The 12,702-nt window shown below is 70.7% G+C and carries 12 protein-coding genes; 4 read left to right on the forward strand and 8 right to left on the reverse strand.

Going from position 1 to position 12,702, the window contains the following annotated elements; translation table 11 throughout:
• Positions 1-47: 47 nt before the first annotated feature.
• Positions 48-401, reverse strand: coding sequence for a hypothetical protein (locus ACIA73_RS07810; protein ID WP_399437402.1), 354 nt, complete (start codon positions 399-401; stop codon positions 48-50).
• A 374-nt stretch (positions 402-775) separates the two neighbouring features.
• On the opposite strand from ACIA73_RS07810, the gene ACIA73_RS07815 reads away from it, so the two are divergent.
• Together ACIA73_RS07815 and ACIA73_RS07820 are read left to right on the forward strand one after the other, a co-directional pair.
• Positions 776-1,843: an NlpC/P60 family protein gene (locus ACIA73_RS07815; RefSeq protein WP_399437403.1), complete on the forward strand. Its 1,068-nt coding sequence runs from the start codon at positions 776-778 to the stop codon at positions 1,841-1,843.
• Positions 1,844-1,948: 105 nt separating this feature from the next.
• Complete coding sequence (locus tag ACIA73_RS07820) at positions 1,949-2,116, forward strand: hypothetical protein (RefSeq protein ID WP_399437404.1); 168 nt, start codon at positions 1,949-1,951, stop codon at positions 2,114-2,116.
• A gap of 47 nt (positions 2,117-2,163) precedes the next feature.
• Here the strand turns inward: ACIA73_RS07820 and ACIA73_RS07825 are convergent, their stop codons facing one another.
• From ACIA73_RS07825 to ACIA73_RS07835, 3 genes are all read right to left on the reverse strand, one after another.
• Entirely contained in the window at positions 2,164-3,282 is a 1,119-nt protein-coding gene (locus ACIA73_RS07825) for an alpha/beta hydrolase (protein WP_399437405.1), read from the reverse strand.
• A gap of 125 nt (positions 3,283-3,407) precedes the next feature.
• A complete protein-coding gene (locus ACIA73_RS07830; protein WP_399437406.1) occupies positions 3,408-4,100 on the reverse strand; it encodes a LuxR C-terminal-related transcriptional regulator in 693 nt (230 codons plus the stop codon).
• A gap of 11 nt (positions 4,101-4,111) precedes the next feature.
• Positions 4,112-5,416 carry a PspC domain-containing protein gene (locus tag ACIA73_RS07835; RefSeq protein ID WP_399437407.1) on the reverse strand — a complete coding sequence of 435 codons (1,305 nt, stop codon included), beginning with the start codon at positions 5,414-5,416 and terminating at the stop codon, positions 4,112-4,114.
• Positions 5,417-5,569: 153 nt separating this feature from the next.
• On the opposite strand from ACIA73_RS07835, the gene ACIA73_RS07840 reads away from it, so the two are divergent.
• A complete protein-coding gene (locus ACIA73_RS07840) occupies positions 5,570-7,105 on the forward strand; it encodes a PspC domain-containing protein (protein WP_399437408.1) in 1,536 nt (511 codons plus the stop codon).
• A 156-nt stretch (positions 7,106-7,261) separates the two neighbouring features.
• On the opposite strand, the gene ACIA73_RS07845 is transcribed toward ACIA73_RS07840, so the two are convergent.
• The 4 genes from ACIA73_RS07845 to guaA all read right to left on the reverse strand — a co-directional run bounded on the left by ACIA73_RS07845 (position 7,262) and on the right by guaA (position 11,881).
• A complete protein-coding gene (locus ACIA73_RS07845; protein WP_399437409.1) occupies positions 7,262-7,786 on the reverse strand; it encodes a DoxX family protein in 525 nt (174 codons plus the stop codon).
• Between the two features lie 86 nt (positions 7,787-7,872).
• Complete coding sequence (locus tag ACIA73_RS07850) at positions 7,873-9,138, reverse strand: hypothetical protein (protein ID WP_399437411.1); 1,266 nt, start codon at positions 9,136-9,138, stop codon at positions 7,873-7,875.
• A gap of 218 nt (positions 9,139-9,356) precedes the next feature.
• The gene (locus ACIA73_RS07855) at positions 9,357-10,163 is read right to left on the reverse strand and encodes a class II aldolase/adducin family protein (protein WP_399437412.1); all 807 of its coding nucleotides are present in this window, start codon (positions 10,161-10,163) and stop codon (positions 9,357-9,359) included.
• A gap of 140 nt (positions 10,164-10,303) precedes the next feature.
• Positions 10,304-11,881 carry a glutamine-hydrolyzing GMP synthase gene (guaA, locus tag ACIA73_RS07860; protein WP_399437413.1) on the reverse strand — a complete coding sequence of 526 codons (1,578 nt, stop codon included), beginning with the start codon at positions 11,879-11,881 and terminating at the stop codon, positions 10,304-10,306.
• Between the two features lie 360 nt (positions 11,882-12,241).
• On the opposite strand from guaA, the gene ACIA73_RS07865 reads away from it, so the two are divergent.
• Positions 12,242-12,547, forward strand: coding sequence for a chorismate mutase (locus ACIA73_RS07865; RefSeq protein WP_399437414.1), 306 nt, complete (start codon positions 12,242-12,244; stop codon positions 12,545-12,547).
• The last annotated feature ends 155 nt before the right edge of the window (positions 12,548-12,702 follow it).

The raw sequence follows: 12,702 nt of genomic DNA on the forward strand, positions 1-12,702 counted from the left end.
ACGCTGGTCGCGCGGGACGGGCCGGTCGCCGGAGGCGGGCCGGCCCGTCAGGTCCAGAGGACGGCGATGAAGATGTTGACGATGGTCAGCCCGCCGACCGCGCCGAACACGGCCTTCTCCACCTTCTCCTCGTCGCGCTTGACGTAGACGAGACCCAGGATCACCACCAGGATCGCCAGCTTGACGCCGATCTTGATGTTGTTGACGGAGTGGTCCTGGGCCTGGTTGAGGCCGACCAGGATCATGCCGGTGACCAGCATCGTCAGCGCACCGTGCAGCATCGCGGGGCCGAAGCGCGCGGTACCGGTGCCCATCGCCTTCATCTGGGTGAGGAAGCCGCCGAGGAGCGCGGCGATGCCGATGATGTGCAGGCCCACGAAGACATGGGTGAGTACGTCCATGGGGCGGAGCCTAACGAGGCGATAGCAGGCTTCTTGCGGCAGGGCGGGAACTTCCGTCCCCTCGGTCACAGAGAGCGCGGAAGTACATATTCCACCTCGTGGCGCCCGATCACTCCTGATCATTGGTGCGCCACTTTCACTCAACTACGGCCATTCGAAGGCTGTGCCGTGACGGCCAGGTTTAGCGTCCCTCCCCAGGTGGCCGACACCCCACGCCGTTCCGACCCCGGAACGGTCGTCGGTCGCCACCGCCGAGAGAATCCGGCGGCGGTCCCGCTCCCCCCTGTACGGGACCGCCGCCGGACGCGTTCGGAGAGTGCGCACCACTCGTGCGTACGCGACGGACGTACCCGTGGAAGGACGTGAACGCCCTCGTGGCAGCGCACCGGAAGCCCAAGCAGCGCTCACTGGCCGGCAGCACCGCCCGCACCACAGCGGTCGCCCTCGCACTGGCGGGGGCCGCGGGCACCACCGCCCTGGAAGGCACCGCACAGGCGGAGCCGAACCTCACCCCGGCGCAGATCAAGTCCAAGGTCGACGCGCTGTACCACGACGCGGAGACCGCGACCGAGACGTACAACGGGGTGAAGGAGAAGTCCGAGCGCACCAAGAAGTCCCTGGACGCGCTGCGGGACCAGGCGGCCCGCAGGACCGAGAAGCTCAACGAGGCCCGCGAGTCGCTCGGCTCGCTGGCCGCCGCGCAGTACCGCACCGGGGGCATGGAACCCGCGCTCCAGGTCGCGCTGACCTCGGACCCCGACGGCTATCTGGAGCGGGCCGCGCGCGCCGGACGGGCGGGCGAACGGCAGTCGGTGAAGGTGCAGGGCGCGCGCAGGCAACTCGCCGAGATCACCCGGCTGCGCGGGGCCGCCCACCAGCGCTTCACCGAACTCGCCTCGGAACAGGCAGAGTTGAAGAAGCACAAGGCGGAGATCCAGCAGAAGATCGCGGGCGCGGAGGAGCTGCTGGCCCGGCTCTCCGGCGACGACCGCGCCCGGTACGCCGCCCAGGACGGGCACGGTGACGGCGAGCGCGCCGACCGGTCGGGGTCCGCGCGCACCGAGATGCCCCGGGGCGGCACCAGGGCGCCCAACGCCCGTGCCGCGCAAGCCGTTTCGTTCGCCTACTCGGCGCTCGGCAAGCCCTATGTCTGGGGTGCCACGGGCCCCTCCTCCTTCGACTGCTCCGGTCTGACGCAGGCCGCTTGGCGCTCGGCGGGAGTGGCGCTGCCGCGAACCACGTACACCCAGATCAACGCGGGGCAGCGGGTGTCGAGTTCCCAACTGGCGCCGGGAGATCTGCTGTTCTTCTACTCGGGCATCACCCATGTCGGCCTGTACATCGGCGACGGCAAGATGATTCACGCGCCGCGTCCCGGCGCCCCGGTACGGATCGCGCCGATCGACCAGATGCCGTTGACGGGGGCCACGCGGCCGGCGTGACCGTCGGTGTGACCAGCGGCGTGATCGACAGGGTCGGGCGCCCAAGTCGGGGTAGTCGCTTCGTCGAGGACGCATCCGATGCGTCCTCGACGAGGGAGGATTCTCATGCCCGGCATCATCAGCAAGCTGAAGAACTACGCCCGGAGCCCGCAGGGTCGTCGCACCATCGCCCGGGGCCGCCGCGAGGCCGCCGACCCGCGCAGGCGTTCCCAGGCCAGGCAGCTCCTGGGCCGTCTGCGCGGCGGACGTGCCGGTCGCGGCGGACGGTACTGACACCGCTCCTTGCACTGACACCGCTACTTGTACTTGCACTGACACCGCTACTTGCCGAGCTGCTCCGACAGCCACCGGAAGACCTCCGGCACCTGCTGCTTCCACACGCTGGTGCCGTGGGGCCCGGTCAGCTTCACGGTCCGTACCGTCGTCGGCGCCTTCGCCACGCCCTTCAGAGCGGTGCCGCTCTCGTAGCCGTCGCCCGCCGCACCCGAGACGAACAGTGCGGTGCGCGGCGGCTTTCCGGCCGCGGTCGCCTTCTTGAGCAGGAGGTACGGGTTGTTGGCGCGCCGCAGTTCCGGGGTAGCGGCGGTGAGGGCGGCGGGTTCACCGCTGGGGTCGTTGAAGCCGGAGAGGCTGACGCCGGCCCGGTAGCGGTCGGGGTGGGCGACGGCCAGCTTGGCGGCGCAGTGCGCGCCCGCCGAGTAGCCGCCGACGGCCCAGTCGGCCGCCCGGTCCGAGGCGCGGAAGGTGTCGGTGACCATCTTGCGTACGTCCACACTCAGCCAGGTCTCGGCGTTGACCTTGCCGGGGGTGTTGGTGCAGCCGGTGTCCTGCTGGTCACCGAGCAGGGTGGTGCGCGGCGAGACCAGGATGAACGGCTTGACCGTGCCCTGTTCCATCAGCGGCTTGAGCTGCTTGTTGACCTGGAGGGTGCCGAACCAGGCCTTCGCGGAGCCCGGGTAGCCGGGCAGCAGCTCGACCACCGGGAACTTCTTGTCCTTGTGGGCGGGGTCGTCGTACTGCGGCGGCAGCCACACATACACCTCGCCCTCGACTCCCGAGATCCGGCCCTTGAGCTGGGTGACCTGCACGCCCTCGCCCATCCTGGCGTCACCGGCGGGCCTGAAGCTCGCCCGCTGCTTCGGCTGCTCGGACAGCTTCTGGCCGCCTGTGCCGTCGGGGCCCAGGTCCGCGGCGGTCCCCGCGTGGTCGCCGGTGCCGAGCAGGTCCTCCCAGGTGTCGTACAGGCCGTTGGCGTTGTTGACCGAGACGAAAACCAGGGTGATGGCGGTGACCTGCGCGAACAGCAGCATCAGCAGCCGCAGCGCACCGCGCACCACGGCGGGCCCCCGCAGTCGGCTCCAGAGCGCCAGCGGCAGCACGAACGCCACCACCAGCAGGGCTGCCGCGGTCACGAGGAAGGGGGTCCCGGTCAGACTCATCACATGAGTACTAGAGGCGCGGGTGCGGGACCCGGTTGCCCCGATTCACGTCACTGTCACGTGCCTCACACCCGCACCACACGCCCCGCCGGATTACCTTCGCAGGTCAGAGCCATCACCGATCATCAGACCAGTCGGCGTGCCGTCGCCCACCGGGTCAGCTCGTGCCGGTTGGAGAGCTGAAGCTTGCGGAGCACGGCGGAGACGTGCGACTCCACCGTCTTCACCGAGATGAAGAGCTGCTTCGCGATCTCCTTGTACGCATAGCCGCGCGCGATCAGCCGCAGCACCTCGCGCTCCCGCTGGGTGAGCCGGTCCATGTCCTCGTCGACCGGCGGCGCATCCGTCGACGCGAACGCGTCGAGCACGAACCCGGCCAGCCGCGGCGAGAACACCGCGTCCCCGTCCTGCACCCGGAACACCGAGTTGATCAGGTCGGTCCCGGTGATCGTCTTGGTGACGTATCCCCGCGCCCCGCCCCGGATGACCCCGATGACGTCCTCGGCCGCGTCGGACACCGAGAGCGCCAGGAACCTTACGGGCCGCTCGGCGTCCGACATCAACGGCGCACACCTGCGCAGCACTTCGACCCCGCCGCCGCCCGGCAGATGGACGTCCAGGAGTACGACCTCGGGCCGGGTCGCCGTGATGACGGTGACCGCCTGGTCCACATCGGCGGCCTCTCCGACCACCTCGACACCGGTGGTCGCGGTCTGCCCGATCTCCGCCTGCACCCCGGTGCGGAACATCCGGTGGTCGTCGACCAGCACCACCCGCACGTGCCGCTCCGGTGCCGCCGCGTCCGTGCCCTCGCTCATGCCCTGCTCCGTCATGCGTCCGCCGCCCTCTCCATGTCCAGCTCGACCACCGTGCCCCCGTCGGGCGCGGACCGCAGTCGCGCGGAGCCGCCGTGGCGCTCCATCCGGCCGATGATCGATTCTCGTACGCCCATCCGGTCGTCCGGAATGGTGTCGAGGTCGAAGCCCGGTCCCCGGTCCCTCACGGACACGAACACCGAACGGCCTTCCACTTCCGCGAAAACCTGCACCGCTCCGCCCTCGCCACCGTACTTGGCGGCGTTCACCATTGCCTCGCGTGCTGCCTGCATCTGTGCGGTCAGCTTTTCGTCGAGCGGGCAGTCGCCGACGACCACGACCTCCAGCGGTACCCCGTGCTTGTCCTCGACCTCGGCCGCCGACCGCTTCACGGCTTCGGCGAGGGTGGTGGGTTCCTCGGCGGCGTCCTTGCCGGTGCCCTCCGGCTTGTACAGCCAGTTGCGCAGTTCGCGCTCCTGGGCGCGGGCAAGCCGTCGTACCTCCGAGCCGTCGTCCGCGTTGCGCTGGATCAGGGTGAGGGTGTGCAGTACGGAGTCGTGGACGTGGGCGGCGACCTCGGCGCGCTCCTGGGCGCGGATGCGCATCAGCCGCTCCTCGGAGAGGTCCTGGGTCATCCGGACCAGATAGGGCCCCGCCAGCAGCCCGACCCCGGCGATCACAGCGAGCGCGGCCGTCAGTACGTTCCCCAGCTGGGCCACCGAGCCGCGGACCACCAGGAAGACCGTCAGACCCACCCCGACCAGGGCCACACCCGCGAGTCCGCGCAGCACCTGGAGCATCCGGCGGCGGCTGCCGCCGTCCTCCTGCCAGTGCGCACGGCGGGCGTTGTCGGCCTGTCGCCAGACGAGCACGACACCCGCGCCGGTCAGCAGCAGCGGCCAGACATAGCGGCCGGTGCCGGCCGTGTCGACGCTGCCGACGAAGATCGAGGCACCGATGCACAGCGCGATCAGGGCGAAGATCTGCCCCTTGTCGGGCATCCGCAGCCTGCGCCGCCCGTCGGGCCCGATCTCGAAGGCACTGCGCGGCTGGGCCCCGACCCCTCCGACGCCCAGGGGGACGAAGAACCAGAACACCGCGTAGAGCAGCGCCCCGAGCCCCTGCATCAGGAACAGCGCGAAGAACGCGATCCGCACCCAGGTGACCGGCAGCCCCAGATGCCCCGCGAGGCCCCGGGCGACCCCGCCGAGCATCCGCCCGTCCGCGCTGCGGTAGAGCTTGCGCGGTGGCGGGCCCGCCGAGTCCTGCTCGGAGGCGAGTGTGCGAGCCGCTCGGCGGCCCGGGGCAATGGACGACATGACTTGATGGTCACACGGTCCAGTGGCCCGGCACATGGGGGAAAACCCCAGAATCCCCTGAGGGAAACCGCAGGGTGCACCCCACGGAAATCAGGGATCAGCCAGGGTTGTCCCAGGTGCCGCACGCCGTGAAAGCCCCTCACCATGGGGCGTATGACAGAAGTCCACGACGAGGGGTCCGGCCGGGAGCCGGAGGATCGCGCACCGGGCAGCCTCAAGGCGGCCGGGCCGGTACCGGACGACGGCCGCGGGCCGACGGACGCGGCGGAGCGAGCGGGCACCGGCGGCCCGGCCGGCCACCGGGCCGACCCCACAGGCAGCGCCGGCACCACAGCCCATGTCGCCTCCACAGGCAGCACCGGCTCCACGAGGAGCGTCGATGGCGCCAGCAGCGTCGATGCCGCGAGCAGCACCGCCTCCAACAACAGCACCGCCTCCGCCGACCCCCGCCCCCACCTGCGCCGCAGCCGCCGTCACAAGACCCTCGGCGGGGTCTGCGGCGGCCTCGGCGAGCACTTCGACGTCGACCCGGTGATCTTCCGGGTCGTCCTCGGCGTGACCGCCGTGACCGGTGGCATCGGGCTGATCGCCTACGGCTTCGCCTGGCTGCTGATCCCGCTGGAACGCGACGAGGAGAACGAGGCGAAGCGGCTGCTGACCGGCCGCGTCGACGGCCCCGCGCTGGTCGCCGTGCTGCTCGCGCTGGTCGGCTGCGGCATGTTCCTGTCAATGCTGAACAACGGTGGTGCCTTCGGCTTCTCCGTGATGCTTCTGCTGGTCGTCGGGGCCAGCACCATGTGGTCCCGGCAGCGCCGGGCCGCCGCGGCCTCCGACGAGCACGGCATGCCCCAGGCCGCCGATGTGGCGGCACCTCCGGAGACCAAGGCCCCGCCGATTCCGGGCGCCCCTTCCTGGTGGCGCGACCCGATCGTCAAGGACGGCACCACCGGTCCGGTCCCGCACGGCTACCTCTGGGGTCCGGCCGACGACGACCCGCCCGCCGACCGGCGCCCCGCCGCCAAGAAGTACGGCGGGCAGGTCCGTCACCACGAGCCCCGCCCCCGTTCCATCGGCGGCATCACCTTCCTCGCCGCTCTGCTCGCGGGTGCCGCCGGGACCTATTTGACCTGGCACGACCACCCGCTGGGCACCAGCCTGGCGACCGGTCTCGCCTGCGCGCTCGCGGTCTTCGGTCTGGGTCTGGTGCTGGCGTCCTTCCTCGGACGTATCGGCGCGGGCACCATCTTCCTGGCGCTGGTCACCGCGGGTCTGCTGACGGCCGCCGCCACGATCCCGAAGGACATCACCACCGACCTGGGCGTCTCCAACTGGCGCCCCACGACCGCCGCATCGGTCCTGCCGGTCTACGAACTCGGCGCCGGCGAGGGCAATCTCGACCTCGGCCGGGTCCCGGTGCCGAAGGGAGAGACCGTGACCACCAGTGCGGAGGTCGGGGCCGGTGTGCTGCGTGTCGTGGTCCCCAAGGACGTGACCGTGCAGCTCGACCTGGAGGTCGGCCTGGGCAACATCCAGTTGCCGGAGCCCAACGCCACGGACCACGCCGTGCGCGGCGACGCCAAGGAGAACGTCACCCTGGCCCCGCCGGCCGGCGCGAAACCGGCGGGCACCCTGAAGCTCAAGCTCGAAGTGGGCCTCGGACAGGTGGAGGTGCGCCGTGCCGTTTCATGAGTTCCAGCCGGGCCGCGCGATCCTCGGCCTGACCTTCCTGGGCGCGGCCGGGCTGTACGCGGCGGATGCCACCGGCTCCTGGGACACCCCGTGGTGGGCGCTGATCCCGGTGGTCGCCGTCGGTGTGTGCCTGGCGTCGTTCGCCGGAATGACCGTCTACAGCATCCGTCGGCGCCGCCGCAGGAGGCCCATCGAGTCCAGCGAGAACACGGTCGGGCCTGCCAGCACCAGCGGGAGCCACGCCATCAGGTAGGCGAGGTCGTTGCCGTAGTAGTAGGGCGTGACCTGCCAGCTGACGGTGAGCCACAGACTGAGCGAGATCAGGGCCCCGCCGATGGCGGCCACCCGCGAGAAGAGCCCGAGCAGGGTGCCGATGCCGACCAGGAGTTCACCCACGGCGATCGCGGTGCCGAAGCCCACCGGGGCCTTCAGCGCCAGGTCGACCAGCCACGGCACGGCGGAACTGTCGCGCACCGCGCGCATGGTCTCGCCGATCGAGCCGTTGCCGGTCGCGGACAGGAAGGCGCTGTCGGTGATCTTGTCCAGGCCCGCGTAGACGAAGGTGATACCGAGGAAGAGACGCAGCGGGAGCAGGGCGAAGCGGCTCGCGCTGTGCTTCCAGCCCCGCTGTTCGTTCGTCCCGTAAGCCCGCGTGCCCGCCGTCCCGTATCCGTATGCCATCTGCCCCGGCCTGCCTTTCTGGTGCTCGCCGCGTCCGCGTCACTTTGACCATACGTTCGACGGGTGGACCGGGCTCTGGGCGGGGCTCAGTCGGTGACGTCGATCCGGCAGCGGTTGGTCTCGACCCCCGCCGCCGTCACCACCTGTACGTCGACCTCCCCCGGCTCCACCTCGACCGGCACCGGCACGGTCAGCACACCGTCGGTCGGGTTGGCGAACCCACCCGGCACCGGCACCAGAGGCACATGGACGTGCACCGTCCCGATGCGCACCACCATCCGCGCCAGCCGGTCCGGCGTCTGCGCCCCCGGCGGTACGAATCCGGCGCCCCGGATCTCGATGTCGTCACCGGTGCGGATCGGGCCGTCGAGGTCCCCGGCTTCCCTGGCCCTTACGACGGACAGCACGACGGGACGGCCGCCCTCGGCGAACTTCCCTGCGAAGTACGTCGCCGCCGACACCACCACGAGCAGGGCCAGCCCCCATGGCAGATCGGGCAGTTGCTCCGGCCGCCGGGCGAGGCGTACAGCGGCGAAGAGCACTGCCACGGTCGACATCACAACGAACTGGATGTCCCCGAAGTTCCCGCGCCCCGAGTCGTCGGTGAGCAGATCGGCGGTGCGCGGCCGGTCCGCCCGCACCTTCTGCAGGGTCTGCCTCAGCACCCGGACACCCACCACGCGACGTACCACCACGGCGATCGCGCAGGTCAGCGCGAGGACCGTCAACACACCGGCGCCACGCGCGAGTTCGAGTCCTGCGATCAGCGCGTCCCGGTCCGCCGGGCCGGAGGCACCGGCCAGCTGCACGGCCAGCACCAGCACCGCGAAGACGGCGAGCAGCACCCAGGAGGCGGCGACCGCGCGCGAGGTGGAGAGCCGGTTGTCCTCGCCGATGAGCGGGGCGAGCAGTCCGCCGCGCGCCCGGTGCACCCTGGCCGCGCCGGTCAGCAGGCCCGCGGTGACCAGGGCGGCGACGAGTCCTGCCGTACGGGCGACGGTCCAGCCGGCCCCGATCGCGGTGAACGCCTCGCCGAGCAGCAGGAGCACCACGGCCCCCCAGACCACCACCAGCGTCCTGCGCCACAGCTGTCGCAGCCAGACCTCCCCGGCCTCACGGGACCGTTCGGCCACCACCCGTGCGGACTCGGTCAGTTCGTCGGACACCCACTGCCGGGACGCCCCCGCCGAGTGCGCGACGGCCGCCGGCAGACCCTCCCCCGTGGCGAGTTCGTCCCGCTTCGCGAGGAATGCCGCCACCGCACGCCGGTGTCCCTCACGGGATCCGTGCGGGCAGTCGCCACACGTACAGCCCCCGCCGTGCGTGCTCTCTCCGGCCTCTTGCACCGCCACGACGAGTGCCGCCCTTCCCCCGACCGGCCCACGGTGGGCCCGGCTCACTATGAACCTTTGAACGTGCATGTGATGAAAGGGAATTGTGCCGTACGGAGGGGCCGGCGCGGCGCTTGGGGAGGCGGTCAGGGGTGAGGGCGCGGTCAGCGGGTTGACGTCATCCGGCACCGGATGCCGCTCCGTCGAACACGGCATCCGGATGCCGCCCCGTCGAGCACCTACCCCAACAGCTCGGGCTCCGCCCGGCTGATGCGCCGCCACATCGCCTGGTGGTTGATCCACGCCACCAGATCGCTCCCGATCTGATCCCGGGTCTCGACCGCCTCCTTGTGCCCGATCAGCACCGGTTTTCCCGCCGCCCTCGCCGCCAACTGCACCTGGCAGGACCGCTCCAGCGTGTGGAACCACCAGGCGGCGGCGTCCACCGAGTCCCCCACCGTCAGCAGCCCGTGGTTGCGCAGCACCACCGCCTTGTGGCTGCCGAGCGCCCCGGCGATCCAGCGGCCCTCGGTGGGGTCGACCGCGACGCCCGTGTACGCGTCGTACAGCGAATGCGACTCGTAGAAGGCGCACGCCTCCTGGGTGATCGGGTCGAGGAGTTCGCCGAGCGCGCTGAAGGCCCGCCCGTGGACGGAGTGCGTGTGGGCGACCGCGACGATATCGGGGCGTGCCTTGTGGACCTGCGCGTGGACGGTGAACGCGGCCTGGTTGACGTGCCGTCGGCCCTGCACGACCTGGCCGTTCCCGTTCACCAGGATCAGATCGCTGACGGTGACATCGGCGAAGGCGAGCCCGAAGGGGTTCACCCAGTAGCAGTCGGCGTACTCGGGATCGCGGGCGGTGATGTGCCCCGAGACGCCTTCCTCATAGCCGTACGAGCCGAAGATCCGCAGCGCTCCGGCCAGCCGCTCCTTGCGATAGCGACGCTCGTCCGCCGGGTCCTCGTGGACGGGCGGCATCGCGAAGTCGAGCTGGTCGACGGGGACGGGCGGGGGCGCGGGCAGCGCGGGTATCTCGGCGGTCATGGGGCGGAAGCTACCGCTTGGTACGTGAGGTGGAAAGGGGGCGGCGTGCGGGCCGGGTTCGTCGACGTACGGCAATGCCGCCACCCACACGAGAGAGTGACGGCATCGGCGTTGACCTACAGAGTTGACCTACCGAAAGGTCACTCCCACTCGATCGTCCCCGGCGGCTTGCTCGTCACGTCGAGCACTACGCGGTTGACGTCGGCCACCTCGTTGGTGATCCGCGTCGAGATCTTGGCGAGCACGTCGTACGGCATCCGGGTCCAGTCCGCCGTCATGGCGTCCTCGGACGAGACCGGGCGGAGCACGATCGGGTGGCCGTACGTCCGGCCGTCGCCCTGCACGCCCACCGAGCGCACATCGGCGAGCAGCACGACCGGGCACTGCCAGATCTCGCGGTCGAGACCGGCCGCCGACAGCTCCTCGCGGGCGATCGCGTCGGCGTCACGGAGCAGGTCGAGCCGCTCCTTGGTGACGTCGCCGACGATGCGGATGCCCAGGCCGGGGCCGGGGAACGGCTGGCGCTGGACGATCTCCTCCGGGAGGCCAAGCTCCTGGCCGACCATCCGGACCTCGTCCTTGAACAGCTGACGCAGCGGCTCGACGAGCTCGAACTCGATGTCGTCGGGGAGGCCGCCCACGTTGTGGTGCGACTTGATGTTGGCGGTGCCGGTGCCGCCGCCGGACTCGACGACGTCCGGGTACAGGGTGCCCTGTACCAGGAACGCGACGTCGGGGCCCGCCTCCTGCATGATCTCCAGCTGGGCCTGCTCGAAGACGCGGATGAACTCGCGGCCGATGATCTTCCGCTTGGTCTCCGGGTCGGAGACGCCGGCCAGCGCGTCCAGGAAGCGCTTCTCGGCGTCGACGACCACCAGACGGGCGCCGGTGGCGGCTACGAAGTCCTTCTCGACCTGCTCGGTCTCGCCCTTGCGCATCAGCCCGTGGTCGACGTAAACGCAGGTCAGCTGGGAGCCGATGGCCTTCTGCACGAGGGCCGCGGCGACCGCGGAGTCGACACCTCCGGAGAGGCCGCAGATGGCGCGCTTGTCGCCGACCTGCTCGCGGATGAGGGCGACCTGCTCCTCGATGACGTTGCCGGTCGTCCAGGTGGGCTCGATGCCGGCGCCGCGGTAGAGGAAGTGCTCCAGGACCTGCTGGCCGTGCGTGGAGTGCAGCACCTCGGGGTGGTACTGGACGCCGTACAGCTTCTTCTCGTCGTTCTCGAAGGCGGCGACCGGGACCACGTCGGTGGAGGCGGTGACGGTGAAGCCCTCGGGAGCGGCGGAGCAGGCGTCGCCGTGCGACATCCAGACCGACTGGTCGTCGGGGGTGCCTTCGAAGAGGGTGGAGCCGGAGCGGGTGACCTTCAGCGGCGTACGGCCGTACTCACGGGCACCGTTGTCGTCGACGGTGCCACCGAGCGTGGTGGCCATGATCTGGAAGCCGTAGCACATGCCGAAGACCGGGACACCGGCCTCGAAGAGCGCGCGGTCGATGGACGGGGCGCCCTCGGCGTACACCGAGGAGGGGCCGCCGGAGAGGATGATCGCCTTCGGGTTCTTGGCCAGCATCTCGGCCACCGGCATGGTGCTGGGGACGATCTCGCTGTAGATCCGGGCCTCTCGGACGCGGCGGGCGATGAGCTGGGCGTACTGGGCACCGAAGTCGACGACGAGAACGACGTCGGGCGCGGCAGCGGGGGACGCAGATGACACTGGCGGCCTTCCGGCGGTGGGAGCAGGGGGTCGGTTTTGTCGATTCTACCGGCGCGCCGGGGGCCCGCTCCCGTCTCACCGTACGAACCGGCTTGACGCTGCGCGCGGGGCCTGGGCAATACTGAACCCATGCGCAAGCACCAGACCTTCGTCTTTACCTATGGCACCCGGCCCGTCCGGCTGCCACGGTCGTGCTGCTTGTAGCAACTGACAAGCGACTTCCCAGGCGCCCCGGGCCGACAGGCTCGGGGCGCTTGTCGTTTTCCGGACCTGAACGGCCGCGGCGCTGTCCACGACAAACACGTCACGACAAACACGTCACGACAAACACTTCACGACCGACACCTCAGGAGTACGGACATGAGCAGCACCGCTTCCCCCGCCCAGCCCGCCACCGAGATCACCGGCGCCCGCACCGAGGACGCCGCCACCCTCATCACCGGGGCCCGCGAGCGGATCGACGGTCTCGACGACCGGATCATCGGCCTCGTCCAGGAGCGGATGGCCGTCTCGGCGGTCATCCAGGAGGCCCGGATCACCTCGGGCGGCCGCCGGGTCAACCTCTCCCGCGAGATGGATGTGCTGGCCCACTACAGGGACGCCCTCGGCAAGCCCGGCACCACGCTCGCGATGACGCTGCTGGAGCTGTGCCGCGGCCGCGTCTGAGCCCGGTGCGGGATGCGAGCGGGAGCGCGTGCGTTCCCGCACTCACTCGTACGGCGCGTGACCGCCGGGGCGGCAGCTTCGTTGGTCCCGGTGCCACGCGTGGCCCGGCTGGGGCGTGTGACGTACGGGCCTGTGGGCCTGTTCGTCGTGGGACC

Origin of the sequence: Streptomyces sp. NPDC051561 (genome assembly GCF_044454195.1) — a bacterium.
Taxonomy (GTDB): Bacteria; Actinomycetota; Actinomycetes; order Streptomycetales; family Streptomycetaceae; genus Streptomyces.

Excerpts from the sequence above, each read along its gene's own strand:
- ACIA73_RS07810 (WP_399437402.1), bottom strand. The coding sequence starts at position 401 with ATGGACGTACTCACCCATGTCTTCGTGGGCCTGCACATCATCGGCATC.
- ACIA73_RS07820 (WP_399437404.1), top strand. The coding sequence starts at position 1,949 with ATGCCCGGCATCATCAGCAAGCTGAAGAACTACGCCCGGAGCCCGCAG.
- ACIA73_RS07825 (WP_399437405.1), bottom strand. The coding sequence starts at position 3,282 with ATGAGTCTGACCGGGACCCCCTTCCTCGTGACCGCGGCAGCCCTGCTG.
- ACIA73_RS07830 (WP_399437406.1), bottom strand. The coding sequence starts at position 4,100 with ATGAGCGAGGGCACGGACGCGGCGGCACCGGAGCGGCACGTGCGGGTG.
- ACIA73_RS07835 (WP_399437407.1), bottom strand. The coding sequence starts at position 5,416 with ATGTCGTCCATTGCCCCGGGCCGCCGAGCGGCTCGCACACTCGCCTCC.
- ACIA73_RS07840 (WP_399437408.1), top strand. The coding sequence starts at position 5,570 with ATGACAGAAGTCCACGACGAGGGGTCCGGCCGGGAGCCGGAGGATCGC.
- ACIA73_RS07845 (WP_399437409.1), bottom strand. The coding sequence starts at position 7,786 with ATGGCATACGGATACGGGACGGCGGGCACGCGGGCTTACGGGACGAAC.
- ACIA73_RS07855 (WP_399437412.1), bottom strand. The coding sequence starts at position 10,163 with ATGACCGCCGAGATACCCGCGCTGCCCGCGCCCCCGCCCGTCCCCGTC.
- ACIA73_RS07865 (WP_399437414.1), top strand. The coding sequence starts at position 12,242 with ATGAGCAGCACCGCTTCCCCCGCCCAGCCCGCCACCGAGATCACCGGC.